This window comes from Pseudomonas sp. GM17 (genome assembly GCF_000282175.2).
Classification (GTDB): domain Bacteria; phylum Pseudomonadota; class Gammaproteobacteria; order Pseudomonadales; family Pseudomonadaceae; genus Aquipseudomonas; species Aquipseudomonas chlororaphis.
The window spans coordinates 4252741-4268433 of the sequence record NZ_CP124732.1 but is presented as its reverse complement, the minus strand read 5'-3'; the positions used below and the strand labels follow the sequence as shown (position 1 = coordinate 4268433).

General features: G+C 65.0%; 14 protein-coding genes. 8 read left to right on the top strand and 6 right to left on the bottom strand.

From position 1 onward, the window contains the following. Positions 1 to 148 precede the first annotated feature (148 nt). The gene (locus tag PMI20_RS19180; RefSeq protein WP_007930743.1) at positions 149 to 376 is read right to left on the bottom strand and encodes a DUF6555 family protein; all 228 of its coding nucleotides are present in this window, start codon (positions 374 to 376) and stop codon (positions 149 to 151) included. A gap of 223 nt (positions 377 to 599) precedes the next feature. On the opposite strand from PMI20_RS19180, the gene PMI20_RS19175 reads away from it, so the two are divergent. From PMI20_RS19175 to PMI20_RS19165, 3 genes are all read left to right on the top strand, one after another. Continuing rightward, on the top strand, positions 600 to 1379 hold the full coding sequence (locus PMI20_RS19175; RefSeq protein WP_007930747.1) for an AraC family transcriptional regulator: 780 nt from the start codon (positions 600 to 602) through the stop codon (positions 1377 to 1379). 388 nt (positions 1380 to 1767) lie between these two features. Next, a complete protein-coding gene (locus PMI20_RS19170; protein ID WP_007930748.1) occupies positions 1768 to 1941 on the top strand; it encodes a DUF1427 family protein in 174 nt (57 codons plus the stop codon). Between the two features lie 43 nt (positions 1942 to 1984). Next, positions 1985 to 2941 (top strand): quinone oxidoreductase family protein, encoded by a 957-nt coding sequence (locus tag PMI20_RS19165; protein WP_007930749.1) that lies wholly within the window; start codon positions 1985 to 1987, stop codon positions 2939 to 2941. Between the two features lie 149 nt (positions 2942 to 3090). Here the strand turns inward: PMI20_RS19165 and PMI20_RS19160 are convergent, their stop codons facing one another. Next, positions 3091 to 4134, bottom strand: coding sequence for a purine-nucleoside phosphorylase (locus PMI20_RS19160; protein ID WP_007932605.1), 1044 nt, complete (start codon positions 4132 to 4134; stop codon positions 3091 to 3093). Positions 4135 to 4157: 23 nt separating this feature from the next. Further along, positions 4158 to 5114: a nucleoside-specific channel-forming protein Tsx gene (locus tag PMI20_RS19155; RefSeq protein ID WP_007932606.1), complete on the bottom strand. Its 957-nt coding sequence runs from the start codon at positions 5112 to 5114 to the stop codon at positions 4158 to 4160. A 423-nt stretch (positions 5115 to 5537) separates the two neighbouring features. On the opposite strand from PMI20_RS19155, the gene selD reads away from it, so the two are divergent. Next, positions 5538 to 6572 carry a selenide, water dikinase SelD gene (gene selD / locus PMI20_RS19150; RefSeq protein ID WP_007932607.1) on the top strand — a complete coding sequence of 345 codons (1035 nt, stop codon included), beginning with the start codon at positions 5538 to 5540 and terminating at the stop codon, positions 6570 to 6572. Continuing rightward, complete coding sequence (gene mnmH, locus PMI20_RS19145) at positions 6572 to 7675, top strand: tRNA 2-selenouridine(34) synthase MnmH (protein WP_007932608.1); 1104 nt, start codon at positions 6572 to 6574, stop codon at positions 7673 to 7675. Before selD ends, mnmH begins: the two co-directional genes overlap by 1 nt. A gap of 123 nt (positions 7676 to 7798) precedes the next feature. Here the strand turns inward: mnmH and PMI20_RS19140 are convergent, their stop codons facing one another. Continuing rightward, positions 7799 to 8854, bottom strand: a complete 1056-nt coding sequence (locus PMI20_RS19140; protein WP_007932609.1) for a permease — start codon at positions 8852 to 8854, stop codon at positions 7799 to 7801. Positions 8855 to 9036: 182 nt separating this feature from the next. Continuing rightward, positions 9037 to 9711 carry a hypothetical protein gene (locus PMI20_RS19135; RefSeq protein ID WP_007932610.1) on the bottom strand — a complete coding sequence of 225 codons (675 nt, stop codon included), beginning with the start codon at positions 9709 to 9711 and terminating at the stop codon, positions 9037 to 9039. A gap of 328 nt (positions 9712 to 10039) precedes the next feature. On the opposite strand from PMI20_RS19135, the gene PMI20_RS19130 reads away from it, so the two are divergent. Together PMI20_RS19130 and PMI20_RS19125 are read left to right on the top strand one after the other, a co-directional pair. Continuing rightward, positions 10040 to 10744 (top strand): glutathione S-transferase family protein, encoded by a 705-nt coding sequence (locus PMI20_RS19130; protein ID WP_007932611.1) that lies wholly within the window; start codon positions 10040 to 10042, stop codon positions 10742 to 10744. Between the two features lie 210 nt (positions 10745 to 10954). Next, positions 10955 to 11797, top strand: coding sequence for a PhzF family phenazine biosynthesis protein (locus PMI20_RS19125; protein ID WP_007932612.1), 843 nt, complete (start codon positions 10955 to 10957; stop codon positions 11795 to 11797). A 39-nt stretch (positions 11798 to 11836) separates the two neighbouring features. Here the strand turns inward: PMI20_RS19125 and PMI20_RS19120 are convergent, their stop codons facing one another. Next, positions 11837 to 12868, bottom strand: coding sequence for an AraC family transcriptional regulator (locus PMI20_RS19120; RefSeq protein ID WP_037036263.1), 1032 nt, complete (start codon positions 12866 to 12868; stop codon positions 11837 to 11839). A 195-nt stretch (positions 12869 to 13063) separates the two neighbouring features. Here PMI20_RS19120 and PMI20_RS19115 point away from each other — a divergent pair, with 195 nt between their 5' ends. Next, complete coding sequence (locus PMI20_RS19115; RefSeq protein WP_007932614.1) at positions 13064 to 15565, top strand: flavin-containing monooxygenase; 2502 nt, start codon at positions 13064 to 13066, stop codon at positions 15563 to 15565. Positions 15566 to 15693 lie beyond the last annotated feature (128 nt).

The following is a 15693-nucleotide window of genomic DNA, read 5'->3' as shown; positions in this document are numbered from 1 at the left end:
GCTGCAACAGTGGCGGGGCGAAAAAAACAGTGGAGCCTGTCGTGGCTCCACTTTCAATTGCGCGGGTGCAGGTACCGTTTTCGCTGGCAAGGCGGCTGGCCGGCGGCTTTGGCAGCGCACGCCGCACAAGGCATCGACCTCGCTTGGCTCAGGTCGACGGTCGCCAGGTGACGTTTTCGATACCGAATTTTTCCGCCAGGGGCTTGCTGGTCTTTTTCACCCGTTCCAGGCCAAAGCGGCCGATGCGGCCGACACCGGCGTCGCAGCTTGCCCAGTGCCACGCCTCGGCGTTGTCCATCTTCTCCGAGCGGATGATGAAGGACTTGGGGGTGCCGTGCAGGGTGTATTCGATGACGAAAAGTTTTGCGTTGTTCATAAAGCTATCAATCCTCCCTGTGATGGTTTAGTGACCCGCGCGGGCAGGGAAAAATTCACTCGGATTGTCGAGCAAGGGTATCAGCGGTCGGGCGGTGGCCGGGCAAGCATTCGAACGGGTTATTGCCTGTCGCTGTGGCGCCCGTTCGGATGTTTTCTCGCGGTTTTCCAGGCGGATCGGCGGGGTTACCATGGGCCCCCCTGCTTGACGACGATGCCCGGCCATGGCCCTTGCCGCACCTCCCGACCTCAGCGACACCGACGTACCGGTGCAACCCCTGGCACGCACCTATCCGCGTGGCCTGTTCATCGAGCCCCACGAACACGCCTGGGGGCAGTTGCTGTACGCCATGAGCGGGGTGATGTGGGTCGAGACGCCGAACGAGGCGCTGGTGGTGCCGCCGCAACGGGCGGTGTGGCTGCCACCGGGCGTGCCCCACGGGATCCGCGTGGTCACCGACCTGCAGATGCGCAATATCTATCTGCGCCCGTGCCTGGCGGCGACCCTCGACAGCCAGGTGCAGGTGTTGCAGGTGGACAACCTGCTGCGCGAGCTGATCGTGCGCCTGGTGGAGCATGACGGCGCGCCGCAGCCGGAGTACTACGACGCGCTGGTGGGTCTGGCCCTGCTGGAGCTCAAGCGCGCCCGGCGCTCGCAGCTGAAGATCGTCCTGCCGGACAGTTCCGACCGGCGCCTGATCAGCCTCTGCCAGGCGGTGATGGCCGCGCCTTCCCTGGACATTCCCTTCGAACGCCACGCCGAGGCGGCGGGCGCCAGCGTGCGCACCCTGGCGCGGCTGTTCAAGGACAGTTTGGGCATGGGCTTCGCCGAGTGGCGCCGCCAGGTGCAGCTGGCTACGGCCGCCGCCGAGCTGATCCAGGGTGTGCCGGTGAGCACTATCGCCCGTGAGCTGGGGTATTCCCCCGGCAGCTTCAGCGACATGTTCCGCCGCGAGCTGGGGCTGGCCCCGTCGCAATACGCGGCCGGGGAAGCCCGCGCCTGAGTGCCTGTCATCCCTGTAGCCGCTGCCGAGCTCTGCGAGGCTGCGACCGGGCCACCGCGTTTACCCAGACCCACTGCATTCTCAGGTTTTGCGCCTGCTGCGCAGTCGATCGCAGCCTCGCGCGGCTCGGCAGCGGCTACGGGGCTTTGCGGACAGGCATCCATTGTGTGTGCGCTGCAATCCCGTAGGAGCGAAGCTTGCTCGCGATAGCGTCCTGTCTGGCACACCACAGTATCGGCATCGCCAACCAACCAGGCCGCCACGGCGCCCACCCACAGATTGGCCGAAATCCTGAAGTGCTTGGCCGGTTGCCCGGTTCGGCGTTCCCTAGACTCCCGGCATGCCCAATCGTCGCCGCTCTGGCGCGGCGCACTGCCTGGAGTTCGTCATGCATTACCTCATCTCCCTGGCCATCGGCCTCGGCGTCGGCCTGCTTTATGGCGCGCTGAATTTTCGCTCGCCGGCGCCGCCGGCCATCGCCCTGGTCGGGCTGCTCGGCATGCTTGCCGGCGAACAGCTGTGGCCCATGGGCCGGCAACTGGTGAGCAACTGGTTGTCCTGAGGCCTTTCGATTCTTTTATGTATTCCTGTTTATGGAGGTGCTTATGCACGCCCTGCAATTTTCCAAGACCGGCGATCTCTCGTCGCTGCACTACGTCGAGGTGCCGACCCCGGTGCCGGCCGCTGATCAGGTATTAGTGCGGATCAAGGCCGCCGGCCTCAACCCCAGCGACGTGAAAAACGTGCTCGGGCGTTTTCCCTACACCACCGTGCCGCGCATTCCCGGGCGAGACTTTGCCGGGGTGGTGGTGGAGGGGCCGCAGGAGTGGGTGGGGCAGGAGGTCTGGGGCACCGGCAAGGAGCTGGGGTTCTATGCGGACGGCTCCCATGCCCAGTACGTGGCGCTGTCGGCCAAGGGCGTGGCGCACAAGCCGGCGCAGCTGAGCTTCGCCCAGGCCGCCAGCCTGGGCGTGCCTTACACCACTGCCTGGGATGCCCTGGAACGCAGTGGGGTAAGCGCCGGCACCACTTTGCTGGTGATTGGCGGTGGGGCGGTAGGCAGCGCCGCCCTGGCCCTGGCGAAGGTTCGCGGAGCCCGGGTGCTGGCCGCCGCTCGGCGCCCGGAGCAGGTCAAGGCCTTGCAGGCGCAGGGGTTCCAGGCCTTGCAGCTGGACCAGCCGGAAGACCTCGGGGCGCAGGTCAACGAGGTGTTCGCCGGCGGCGCCGAGGTGATCTTCGACACCACCGGTTTCTGGCTGCCGGCCTCGGTCGCGGCCCTGGCGCCGTTCGGCCGGATCGCCATCATCGCCGCGCCGGTGGACGGTCATGTGCAACTGCCGGCCCTGGGCCTGTATCGCAAGGGCGGTTCGGTGGTCGGGATCAACTCGTTGCTGTACGGCGTGCAGGCCTGCGCGGCCATGCTCGAGCAGTTCGGCCGGTTCTTCGATGAGGGGCTGTTGCCGTTGCCGCAGGGGCTGTTCGAATCGCCGCTGGAGCAGGGCGTCGAGCGTTATCACGAGGTGAACAAGGGCAGCGGCGAGAAGGTGATTCTGCTGCCGTAAGGGTGGCCAACCTGCCTGAATCGGCAGGCTGGCACGGCTTTGTGTAGCCGCTGCCGCAGGCTGCGATAGGTCCGCAGGACCTCGGCAATCGCAAGATCGCCACGCCCCTTCGGGTCGATCGCAGCCTGCGGCAGCGGCTACAGGTTGGTTTACGCCTCCGGCACGCCTCTCTCCCACGCCGACCAGTTCTTCAGGATGTCCTGCACCAGCGGGTTGCCGGTGCGATAGAGGTTTTCCAGGGCCGGGACGAAACCGCCCTGGTCGGCGTACTTGAGCAGGTTGTCGACCTCGCTGCCGCCTGGCTCGGGGCGGTCGAAGTCGGAGCCGGCGCGGACCACCGCCAGCCGCTGCACGTCCACCCGGCCTTCGCGGCTGGCGCGCAGCAGGGCCTCGTAGGTCGAGTTGTCTTCCTGCTGGGTGGTGCAGTACTCGCCCTTGTTGTCGGTCAGCAGGCGGGTCCAGATCTCGGCCCGCTCGCTCAGGCGCGTGCCGGAGAACCAGGTGTTGCCCGCCAGGGTGTCGCACTGGGTCACCACCGGCGGCTGGTTGGCCGGGGCCGCCGGGTACTTGAGGCGCCAGGCTGCCGATTCCTTGCTTTCGCTCAGGCTTACCCGACGCGACAGGGCGAAGGCCTTGGCCTGGAGTTTCGGGTTGAGTTCGAAGACTTCGGTCTTGTAGTCCAGCGGCGGTTTCTCGTTCGGGCCTTTGGTATTGATGCCCAGGTAGCCGGTCGGCCAGTCCTTGGGCGCGTCCCGCGAATCCAGTTCCCACTGGGTACCGAATTCCACCAGGTAATGGGCCCAGGCAGTGGTGCCGATGGTCCCGTGTTTAGGGCTGATGCCGGCGATCCCGGCGACCAGGAAATAGCTTTTGCGCAGGTCGAATTTCGGCGACAGCGCCAGTGCCAGGGTCGAGGCCGCGGCGTTGGTCTGGCCCATGCCGGTGACCAGCAGGCAGACGTCCCTGGTGTTGCAACGAATCGCCGGGTACTCCGCCGACAGGCCGGGTACGCGCACTTCCTGCTTCAGCTCCAGGCGCTCGATCCAGTGCTGGGCCTCGGGGGCGAACATGGTGATCAGCATCACCTTGGGTTTGATCGGGGTCGCCGGGGCCTCGGCGGCCCAGGCCGTCGAAGCGAGCAGGACGCCGCAGGCCAGGCCCACGGAAAGGGAAAGACGGGTCATCGCGTGCATGAAAGCCTCCATTGCTTGAGTGATCAGAACTGGTAACCGATGCCGGCGTAGTAACCCCAGCCATTGGACCGGGCGCGGAAATCGCCATCGCCGAAATTCAACTCGCTGCCGTCCTGCCAGTTGCCGCCATTGTGGAAGTAACGGCCGACCAGGGTGAACCGCAGGTGGGTGAAGGAATACAGCAATACGTTGGTGGCCACCGTGGCGTTGGCCGTGCGGGCCGGGTTGTCCTTGTGCAGGTCCGAGCCGAAATCGAAGTTGGTGAAGCCGATATAGGTCAGCGACGCGCCGTTGCTGAACTTGTCGATGGGCACGATGTACTTGAGCTGGGCGCGGTAGCCGTCCCAGGAATATTCATTGCTGGCGCCGTAATTTTCCCACTGGTAGCGCCCGTAGAAGTTGGCCGACAGGTTGACCCGCGAATGGGTGTCGATGTCGGTGCCCAGGCCGCTGTACAGGGTATTGGCGCGGTTGGCGCTGTTGCTGCCGTGGTCGTAGATCCAGTCGAAGGCCACGTACCACTCCTTGAACGGGCCGATGGCCAGGCTGCGTCCGGCCAGGTAGTCGATGGAGATCCGCGGCTCGTGCTCCATGAACACCGGCGAGCCGTGGTCCCACACGCCTTTGTCGTGGCTGTTGCCGATGTTGAAGATCTTCGGGATGTCGATGTAGCCGTACAGCTCGAACGGCCCCTTGCGACCGAAGTACTCGTACTCCAGGTAGATATCGTCGGCCGGCTGCGGGCCGAAACTGATGTCCTTGCTGCCGATCAGAGTCAGGTCCTGGTTGTACCAGTCCGACAGGTAGGGGCCTGGTTTCGCCGGTGCGGCGGCGGGGCTCAGGCTCTCGCCCTGGGCCGAGTCGTCGAGGGTTTTTTCCTCGGCCTGGGCGGTAGCGCTGAGTAGTCCTGTAACGGCGCTTAGTAGCAAGGAAACAACCAAGGTGTGGCGGGACGCGGAGGGGGTGAAAGGTACGTGCATTGAAAATCCCTGTTCGTGCGGTTCTGAAGCCCGAGTGGCCCGGCCTGGCCGAACTGGCGGCGAAAGCTCTCGAAGGCTGACCTCGCAAACGTTTGCATATGCTGTACCAACTTGAAGTATCTGATTGAAATAAAGGTGAAACCTACCCATAAGCTGTCTTTTCGGTCAGGACGTTGCACTACGCCTGGGCGTTGTGCGCGAAGAAAGGGCGAAGGCGCTGGCGCCTGGCACAGGGCCGATGCGCCCTCGTTCAATCATCGAGATGATGGCAATCAACGACCTTCGCGGCCTCGGGTCGAGTATTCGCTGACTATCTGGCTGCGTTCGTTCGATGCTGGTTCTGCAGTGCAGGGAAAGGGTGCTTGACGTTCTGCTCGGGTCGCTCTGCTAGAATCGCCGCTCCACGACTTCCAGAGGTGCCCCATGAGCGAGCCGATTCGCCTGACCCAGTACAGCCACGGCGCGGGTTGCGGTTGCAAGATTTCTCCCCAGGTCCTGGAGGTGATTCTGGCCGGCAGCGGCGCGCAGAACCTCGACCCGAAACTCTGGGTCGGCAACGCTTCGCGCGACGATGCGGCGGTGTACGCCATCGACGAAGAGCGCGGCGTGGTCTCGACCACCGACTTTTTCATGCCGATCGTCGACGACCCGTTCGACTTCGGGCGCATCGCCGCGACCAACGCCATCAGCGACATCTACGCCATGGGCGGCGACCCGTTGATGGCCATCGCCATCCTTGGCTGGCCAGTGAGCGTGCTGGCGCCGGAAATCGCCCGCGAGGTGATTCGCGGCGGCCGCGCGGTGTGCGACGCGGCCGGCATCCCCCTGGCCGGTGGCCACTCGATCGACGCCCCGGAACCGATCTTCGGCCTGGCCGTGACCGGCCTGGTGGAAAAGCGCCATATGAAGCGCAACGACACCGCCACCGCCGGTTGCCTGCTGTACCTGACCAAGCCCCTGGGCATCGGCGTGCTGACCACGGCCGAGAAGAAGGGCAAGTTGCGCAGCGCCGACGTCGGTCTGGCCCGCGACTGGATGTGCACCCTGAACAAGCCCGGCAGCCGCTTCGGCAAGCTCGACGGCGTGACCGCGATGACCGACGTCACCGGTTTCGGCCTGCTCGGGCACCTGGTGGAAATGGCCGACGGCAGCAACCTGACCGCGCGCATTCACTACGATCGCGTGCCGCGCCTGCCCGGGGTCGAGTACTACCTGGACCAGGGCTGCATACCGGGCGGCACCCAGCGCAATTTCGACAGCTACGCCGACAAGCTCGGGCGTATCCAGGCCCTGCACAAGCTGGTGCTGTGCGACCCGCAGACCAGTGGCGGGCTGTTGATCGCTGTCACCCCGGAAGGCAATGCGGCCTTCCTCGCGCTGGCCGCCGAACTGGGCCTGGAACTGGCGCCGATCGGTGAGCTGGTGGAACGACAGAGCAACGCGGTCGAGGTGATCTGATGCCCATCGATATCACCGACTACCGCGAAATCTTCCTCAACGACCGGCCGATGATGGATACCCGTGCGCCGGTCGAATTCAGCAAGGGCGCCTTTCCCGGGGTGGTCAACCTGCCGCTGATGACCGACCACGAGCGGCAGCGGGTCGGCACCTGCTACAAGCAGCAGGGCCAGCAGGCGGCGATCGTCCTCGGGCACCAGCTGGTGTCCGGGGCGATCAAGGCCGAGCGCATCCAGGCCTGGGCCGACTTCGCCCGGGCCCACCCCGATGGCTACCTGTACTGCTTCCGTGGCGGCCTGCGTTCGCAGATCGTCCAGCAGTGGCTCAAGGACGAGGCCGGCATCGACTACCCGCGGGTCGGCGGCGGCTACAAGGCCATGCGTACCTTCCTGCTCGACACCCTCGAAGGAGCGGTGGCCGAGTGTGATTTTGTCCTGCTCGGCGGCATGACCGGCATCGGCAAGACCGAGGTGCTCAACCAACTGGCCAACGGCCTGGACCTGGAAGGCCACGCCAACCATCGCGGCTCCAGTTTCGGCAAGCGCGCCAGCGGCCAGCCGTCGAACATCGACTTCGAGAACCGCCTGGCGGTGGACATCCTGAAAAAGCGCGAGCGCGGCATCGGCGGGTTCGTGCTGGAAGACGAGAACCGCATGATCGGCAGCTGCGCCTTGCCGTTGCCGCTGTACCAGGGCATGCAGCGTTTCCCGATGGTCTGGCTGGAGGATGGCCTGGAGGGGCGAGTCGAGCGGATCCTGCGCGACTACGTGATCGACCTGTGCGCGGAGTTCGTCGCGGTGCATGGCGAGGACGGTTTCGCGCGGTTTTCCGAGCGCCTGCTGGAAAGCCTGAACAACATCCGCAAACGCCTGGGGGGCGAGCGTCACCAGCGCCTGTACCAGCTGCTGGAGGCCGCCCTGGCCGAGCAGGCCCGCAGCGGCAGCGTGGACCTGCACCGGGCCTGGATCGAAGGCTTGCTCAAGGAATATTACGACCCGATGTATGCCTTCCAGCGCGAAAGCAAGGGCGCGCGCATCGAGTTCGTCGGCGAGCAGGCGGCGGTGCTGGAGTATTTGCGCGAACGGGCTCGTCAGCGCGGTTGAGTCGGTAGAAGGGCGGGGCCTTTGGCCCCATCGCGGGCAATCGACCGGCCGCTCCTGCAGATGCTTCTGTAGGAGCGAAGCTTGCTCGCGATGGCGTCCGGGCGGACGCCATCGAACTTCTGGTTACAACAGCGCCGCGCCAATCAACCCGCACACCACGCCAATCAGCATGGTCAGGCCGGCGACGGTCATCAGCACCCGCGCGTCGAAATCCTTGCGCAGCATCAAAAGCGACGGCAGGCTGATGCTCGGCAGGGTCATCAGCAAGGCCACCGCCGGGCCGGTGCCCATGCCCAGGGTCATCATGGTCTGCACGATGGGGATTTCCGCGGCGGTGGGAATCACGAACAGCGTGCCGACAATCGCCAGCGGCACCAGCCACAGCAGGCTGTCGCCAATCGCGCCCTCGACATGGGGGAACAGCCAGACCCGCGCCGCGCCCAGCACCAGCACCGCCAGCACATAGATCGGAATGGTGCTCCAGAACAGTTGCCACAGGCTGCGTGCCCAGCGGCTGAAGAACGCACCTTCATTGCCCGTGCTGGCCTCGACCACGGCCTCCACCGCCGCTTCCGGCAGTTGCTCGGGACGGGCGATGCGCTGGGCCACCAGCGACACTCCCAGCACTAGCACGATGCCCGCCACCAGCCGCAGCGCGGTGAAACCCCAGCCCAGGACAAAGCCCATGAACACCAGCGTCGCCGGGTTGAGCACCGGGTTGGCGATCCAGAAGGCCAGTGCCGCGCCCACCGAGACATTCTGCCGGCGCATGCTCGCCGCCACGGGCGCGGCGCAGCAGGAACACATCATGCCCGGCAGGGCGAACAGCCCGCCGCGCAGAGTCGAGCCGAAACCGGCGCGGCCGAACAGGCGCAGCAGCCAGTCCCGCGGAATCAGCACTTGCAGCAGCGAACCGAGGATCACCGCCAGCACCGCGGCCTTCCAGATCGCCAGGAAATACACCTGGGCGTAGGCCAGGGCGGCGTTCAGAGGCGAGGAGGGCTGGTCGTTGATGATCGAGGCGCCGATGCTGTGGCTGTCGGCGGCGATAAAGGCCTTGGCGTAGTAGGGCGACCACTTGACGAAGTAGAGGCCGACGCACGCCACCAGGACGAACAGGGCGGGTTTCCACCAGAACGACCAGCCCCGGACGGGGCTGGCAGGGGCAAGGCTGGACATGAACAGTGATTCCGGGCAATGACGTTAGGTCGCGAATCTTAGCGCAGCGGCCCGGTCGGTGCTGAACTTGCTGTAGCCGCTGCCGCAGGCTGCGATCGAGCGGCACGCTCGTGGGGGACTGGAGACCCTGCGGGTCTGTCGCAGCCTCGCGGGCTCGGCAGCGGCTACAGGAGCCGGGCGCATCAGGTCGGGCAGTTTTCCTCGCCGTTATCCAGGCCCTGCTTGTAGCTGCGGCTGTCGAGGGTGGCCTTGCCGTTGTGCCAGGTCAGGGTCAGCACGTAGAGCGAGTCGAAGTCGTTGGAGGCCCAGTCGTCGGTGATGGTGCGTTTTTCGCCGACGGCTTCGCGCGCCACCTTGTTGATCAGCTCCGGCAGGTAGCCGTGGGACCAGGCGGTGTAGATGATCGAGTTGTGATAGCGGTCATGCAGCAGCTCGTCGGCCAGCTCGCTGGTGTCGTTGGCCGAGAACTCGATGTTCACCGGCAGGCCGAGCTTGATGGCACTGGGGCTGATGGTCATCAGCGGGCGGATGTAGCTGTAGGAGTTGTCGAGCTCGCCTTCCTCGACATTGCGCGTCGGGTTGGCGGCGAACACGTAATTGGCCTTGCCGAATTTTTCCGGCAGCAAAGACGCCAGGTCGATGGCGCGGTTCAGGCCCTGGCAGTTGAGCTGGCCGAGGCCGCCGGCGGGTTTTTCCGCGTGGCGCAAAAAGACCAGGGTCTGGGTGCCGTCCACCGGCTGGGCGCGACTTTCGCTGGACTCCAGCGACAGCAGCAGCGCACTGGTCAGCAGCAGCGCCGGGAAGAACACGTAGGACCGGCGTTGCAGGCGTTGGGTGAAACTCAGCAGATTCTTCATGGATTGTCGGTACTTCAGCGCAATCGGTTAAGGCTGACAAACCTTTCCACAGCCAGCTCCCGCTTCGCGTGGTTTTCCCTGTCGTTGAACGTGTGTTCTACCCGTAGGTAGTGCTCAGAGTCCCAGAACGCCTTTTGGTTCGATCCGGGCGTGGGGCTGCGAGCGTGGCCCGTTACTTTATCCGCACCGCTGTCTGGCTGCCGGGAAGCTTAACCACCGGATATTTCGAATTTAAGAATGCGCGCCGCGGACCGATGCCTGTAATCTAGCGCCGTCGCGCCCGGCCCCGGGCCACGGCCTTTCATCTGACTGTCATTGGAAGCCTGTCATGACTGATCTCTGTGCATTCCCCATCACCCAGAAATGGCCGGCGCAGTACGCCGACTGGATTCAGCTGTATTCCTTGCCGACCCCCAACGGCGTCAAGGTATCGATCATGCTCGAAGAGATCGGGCTGCCCTACGAGCCCCATCGCGTCAGTTTCGAAACCAACGACCAGATGTCCCCCGAGTTCCTCTCGCTGAACCCGAACAACAAGATCCCGGCGATCCTCGACCCCCACGGCCCGGGCGACCAGCCGCTGGCGCTGTTCGAGTCGGGGGCGATCCTGATCTACCTGGCGGACAAGAGCGGGCAACTGCTGGCCCAGGAGTCCGCGGCGCGTTACGAGACCATTCAGTGGCTGATGTTCCAGATGGGCGGCATCGGCCCGATGTTCGGCCAGCTGGGCTTCTTCAATAAATTCGCCGGCAAGGACTACGAGGACAAGCGTCCGCGCGAGCGCTACGTCGCCGAATCCCGCCGCCTGCTGAGCGTGCTCGAGGGCCGCCTGCAAGGCCGCGACTGGATCATGGGCGAGCGCTACACCATCGCCGATATCGCCACCTTCCCCTGGGTGCGCAACCTGATCGGCTTCTATGAAGCGGGCGATCTGGTGGGCTTCAAGGACTTCCCCAACGTGCAGCGTGTGCTGGAGCGTTTCCTCGCGCGCCCGGCGGTGATCCGCGGCCTGGAAATCCCCAAGCCCGTCTGACATCCCGTAACCCTGTAGCCGCTGCCGCAGGCTGCGATCGATGACGCAGTCGTCGTAGAACCTGGCAACGCGTCCTTCCTGGCACAACGTGTAGCGCCTTGGCGATGACTGCGTCATCGATCGCAGGCTTCGCCAGCGGCTACAGGTATGCTTTTTTGCAGGTCAGGCCGGTTCCAGGCCTGGCCGTGTTCATTCAGACAAGGACCCGCAATGAGCCGATTCGATTTCAAGCAGGTGGATGTCTTCAGCAGCCAGCCACTCAAGGGCAACCCGCTGGCGGTGGTGTTCGGCGCCGATGAGTTGAGCGACGCGCGCATGGCGGCATTCGCCAACTGGACCAACCTCAGCGAAACCACCTTTATTCTCGAGCCCCGGGACCCGCGGGCCGACTATCGCCTGCGGATCTTCACCACCCTGCAGGAGCTGCCGTTCGCCGGCCATCCGACCCTCGGCAGCTGCCATGCCTGGCTGGAAGCCGGCGGCGTGCCCAAGGGCGAGGAGATCGTCCAGGAGTGCGCGGTCGGCCTGGTGCGCATTCGCCGCAACGGCGCCGAGCTGGCGTTTCTCGCGCCGCCTTTGCTCAAGTCCGGCCCGGTCGATGACGGATTGCTGGAGCAGGTGCGCCAGGGCCTGAGGCTGGCGCCCGACGCCATCGTCGACGCGCAATGGGTGGACAACGGCGCCGGATGGCTGGCGGTGCTGCTGGCCGAGCGCGGCCAGGTGCTCGAGCTGCAACCTGACTATGCGCAGCTCAAGGGCCTTGCGGTCGGAGTGATCGCCCCCTGGAACCCCGAGCACGATGGCGACGCGGCGCAGTTCGAAGTGCGGGCCTTTATCGCCGGCGACGGCATGCCGGAAGACCCGGCCACCGGCAGCCTCAACGCCGGCATCGCCCAATGGCTGCTGGGCGCGGGGTTGGCGCCGGCGTCCTATGTGGTCAGCCAGGGTTTGAGCATGGGCCGGGCCGGGCGCATCCAGGTCGAGCAGGTCGGCGATGAAATCTGGATCGGCGGCTCGGTGGTGACCTGTATCGAGGGCAGCCTGACGTTGTAGGCGAGGGCGTTCTCCAGTCAGGTCCGACCTGTCTGTTGCCTAAGTGGCCTTGGACGCGTGGCGATAGCTTCTGGGGGATACGCCGTACCAGCGTTTGAAGGTCTGGGAGAAACTCGACAGGTCGCTGTAGCCCAGCTTTTCGGCGATGTCTGTCAGTTTCAGCGTCGGGTCGCCGAGCAACTCCAGAGCCGCGGCGCTGCGTGACTGCTCCAGCAGGTGCCGGTAACAGGTGCCTTCCTCGTGCAGGCGTCGTTTCAAGGTCCGCTCGCTGAGATTGATCAGGCTGGCCATGCCCGGCAGGTCTGGCGGTACGCCCAGGGGGGCGATGTTCAGGTACTGGCGGACCAGCTCGGCGGTGCCCGTGCGGGGGCTACGGCGCTCCATCAATTGCGCGCACATCTGCTCGCACATCGCGACGGTGACGGTGTTTGCCTGGGGGAGCGGGCGGCTCAGCAGCGAACGATCGAAGGCCAGGCTGTTGTGGTCGGCGAGGTAGGCGGGGCGCACGCCAAGAATATTGCCGGCACTGGCCGCCGCCTGATCGGCCGGGCGTTTCTTCTTCAGGGTAAAACCCGCCAGCGAGAACTCGCGGCCAGCTATTTCCTTGAGCAGCACCGCGGCGGCGGCCATGTCGCGTTCGATCACAAAGTCTCTGAGCGACTCGTCCGTCAGCGCCGGTTCGGTGAACGTCAGGATGCCGAGCGGGGGTTGCTCATGGTAGGCGATCCGGGTGAACGCGTAGGTCAGCGGCAAGAAGCGCAGGGCCAGCTTCAAGGCGTCACCCGCGGTCGCACTGCTGATCAGGCCATAACCGAACAGCCCGTAGGTTGAGAAGTGATAGCGCTCGCCCACTTGATAGCCCAGCCCCTGCGGGTGTCCCGACAGGTTGAGCAGGTTATTGATCAGGCGCAGTTCCTGGGCGCATGACAGCTCGAAGTTGGGATCTGCCAGCCGGGCCAGCGACAGGCCCGAACCGGCCAGTAATTGCGCAGGCGAGAAGCCTCTTTCGCGACCGAAATCCACCATCAGCAGGGCACTGGCCGGTCCCCGCGACAACTCCAGCATGTTCATGCTCGCTACCCGGGTCAGGGAAAGGAATTGGCCTGAATACTAAAGTATCTGTCCCGTTACGTCATGGGACTGGCGAGGGCGGGCAAGCATGATGGGCGCGCAGGCTACGCTGATCGGGATTAGCGGGAAGCCCTGGGACCTGATCATGCGAAGACCTGTGCCTGCCCATGAAAAAAACAACAAAAGAGGTGCTGCATGCCCCAACTCGAACCTGACCTGCAATCGACGGCGCCACTCACCGCCGTGATCATCGGCAGCGGTTTTGCCGGCATCGGCATGGCCATCGCGCTGCGCAAGGCCGGCGTCACGGACTTCATCATTCTGGAAAAACAGCAGGATGTCGGCGGCGTCTGGCGGGACAACAATTACCCGGGCGCTGCCTGCGATGTGCCGTCGCACCTGTATTCGTTTTCATTCGAACCCAACCCTGGCTGGACGCGGATGTTTGCCCCGCAAGCCGAAATACAGGGGTATCTGCAGCATTGCGTACGCAAGTATGAGGTGCAGCGGCACATCCGCTTCGGCGCTGAAGTGCGGGCAGCGCGATTCGACGAGGCCAGCGCGCAGTGGTGCATCACCGAAGTCGGTGGGCGGGTGCATCGCGCTGCCTTGCTGATTAGCGCCACTGGCCAGCTCAGCCGGCCGGCGCTGCCGACATTCGAAGGCATGCAGGCGTTCAAGGGGCATGTGTTCCATTCCTCAAGTTGGGATCACGGCTACTCGTTGGCGGGGAAACGGGTGGCGGTGATAGGGACGGGCGCTTCGGCGATTCAGTTCGTGCCGGCCATCGCCGACCCGGTGGCGCAGCTCAAGGTATTCCAGCGTTCGCCGGCCTACATCTTGCCCCGGCCCGATCGCGCCTACAGCGACGAAGAAAAGCAGCTGTTCGCCAAGAGGCCCTGGCGCATGGCGCTGCATCGTGCCGCCATTTATCTGCGCTACGAATCCAGGGCCCTGGGTTTTACCCGCTTCAAGGGGTTGATGAAATGGGCGGTTGGCCTGCCGTTTCGCCGCTTGTTGAACCAGTCGGTCAGTGACCCGCAGCTGCGCCGGCAACTGATCCCGGATTACCCCATCGGCTGCAAGCGCATCCTGCTGTCCAGCGATTACCTCAAGACCCTGGCCCGGCCCAATGTGCAGTTGATCACCGAGGGTATCGGGCGCATCACCGAGCAGGGCATCGAGACGCTGGACGGCAAGCACCACCAGGTCGATGCGATTATCTACGGCACGGGGTTCGCGGCGACGCAGTTCCTTGCACCGATGACGATTGTCGGGCGCGGCGGGGTGGAGCTGCAGCATGCCTGGGAGCAGGGCGCACGCGCGTATCTGGGGCTGGCGGTGCCGGGCTTTCCCAACTTCTTCATGTTGTATGGCCCCAATACCAACCTGGGGCACAACTCGATCGTCTACATGCTGGAAAGCCAGATATCCCATGTCATGCGCTGCTGGCGCGCGATGCAGAAGGCTGCGGCCACCACCGTCGAGGTCGATGACCGGGCTGAGCAGCGTTTTCATCAACGGATACAGCGTCGCCTGGCCGGTTCCGTGTGGAGCGCTTGCAAGAGCTGGTATGTCGATGCAGCGGGCAACAACAGCACCAACTGGCCGGGCTTCACCTTGTCCTATCGCTGGCTGACCCGTTATTCGGCATTGCGCGCCTATGGTTTTTCCAGGGCGTTGGCCAGCGAGTCGGGGCAGGTCTACGGGCGGGTGATTGCCGAGCCCCGCGATGGCCTCGAAATCCTCAGTGCCGGCGTGTTGCGCCAACTCTTGCGGGTGAGCTTCCGGGCGCTGATCGGTCCGCCGCGAAGCATTGCCACCCAGCGGCGTATCGTCAACGGCCTGTCCTGGCTGATGCCGGGCTGCGCTGGCGTGACCCAGGCACGGGCGCAGGTCTCGGGCGTACCGCTGCGAATCCTGACCCCGGGCCATGCGGAGGCGGGTGGGGTGGTGCTTTATCTGCATGGCGGTGCCTTCTGCCTGGGCGGTCCTGCCACTCACCGCAGCGTTACCAGCCGCCTGGCCCGGGACGCGGGGATGGCCGTCTGGGTAGCGGACTATCGGCTGGCGCCGGAACAGCCGTTTCCCGCGGCCCTGGAAGATGCGTTGGCCTGTTACCAGGCGATCCGGGCGCAAGGCTATCCGGCGCGACAGATCCTGCTGGCCGGCGACTCCGCGGGTGGCTCTCTCGTCCTGGCCCTGGCGCTGACGCTGCAACAGCGGGGCGAGCCCTTTGCCGCGGGCCTGCTGTTGTTGTCCCCGGTGACGGATACGACGTTGAGCGGGCCAACCCTCATTACCCGCCAGTACGCCGATCCCATGCTGCGGCGCGATTGGCTCGAGCAAGGGCTGCGGGCCTACGCAGCGCCTGCCCAGAGCCCGTTGCACAGTCCATTGAGCGCCGACTTGCGCGGGCTGCCGCCGATGCTGATCCAGGTGGGCGACCAGGAACTGCTGCTGGCGGACGCCACACGCCTGGCCGAGCACGCGCTGCACTGCGGCGTGGCCTGTCGCCTGGAAGTGCATGCCGCGAGGTGGCATGTGTTTCAGTTGCAGGCGTTCTACTTGCGTTCGGCCAGGCAAGCCCTGCGTTCAGCGGCCCTGTTCGCTCGCCACCGCCTGGACGATCGCGGCGAGCCTTGTGCCGACGCGGTTGCAGCAGCGGCGGTGGATGTCGCAGCCCTTGATGGGTAGGCAGGCTGTCTCGATCCGGCAAGGTTGTCGCGAGGATTTTCGGGCAAAAAAAAGCCGCCCAAGATGGCAGCGTTAAAGGAGAGCACGCGTTGCTGATAACGCGAGTATCGCCACGGGAAATGACCAAA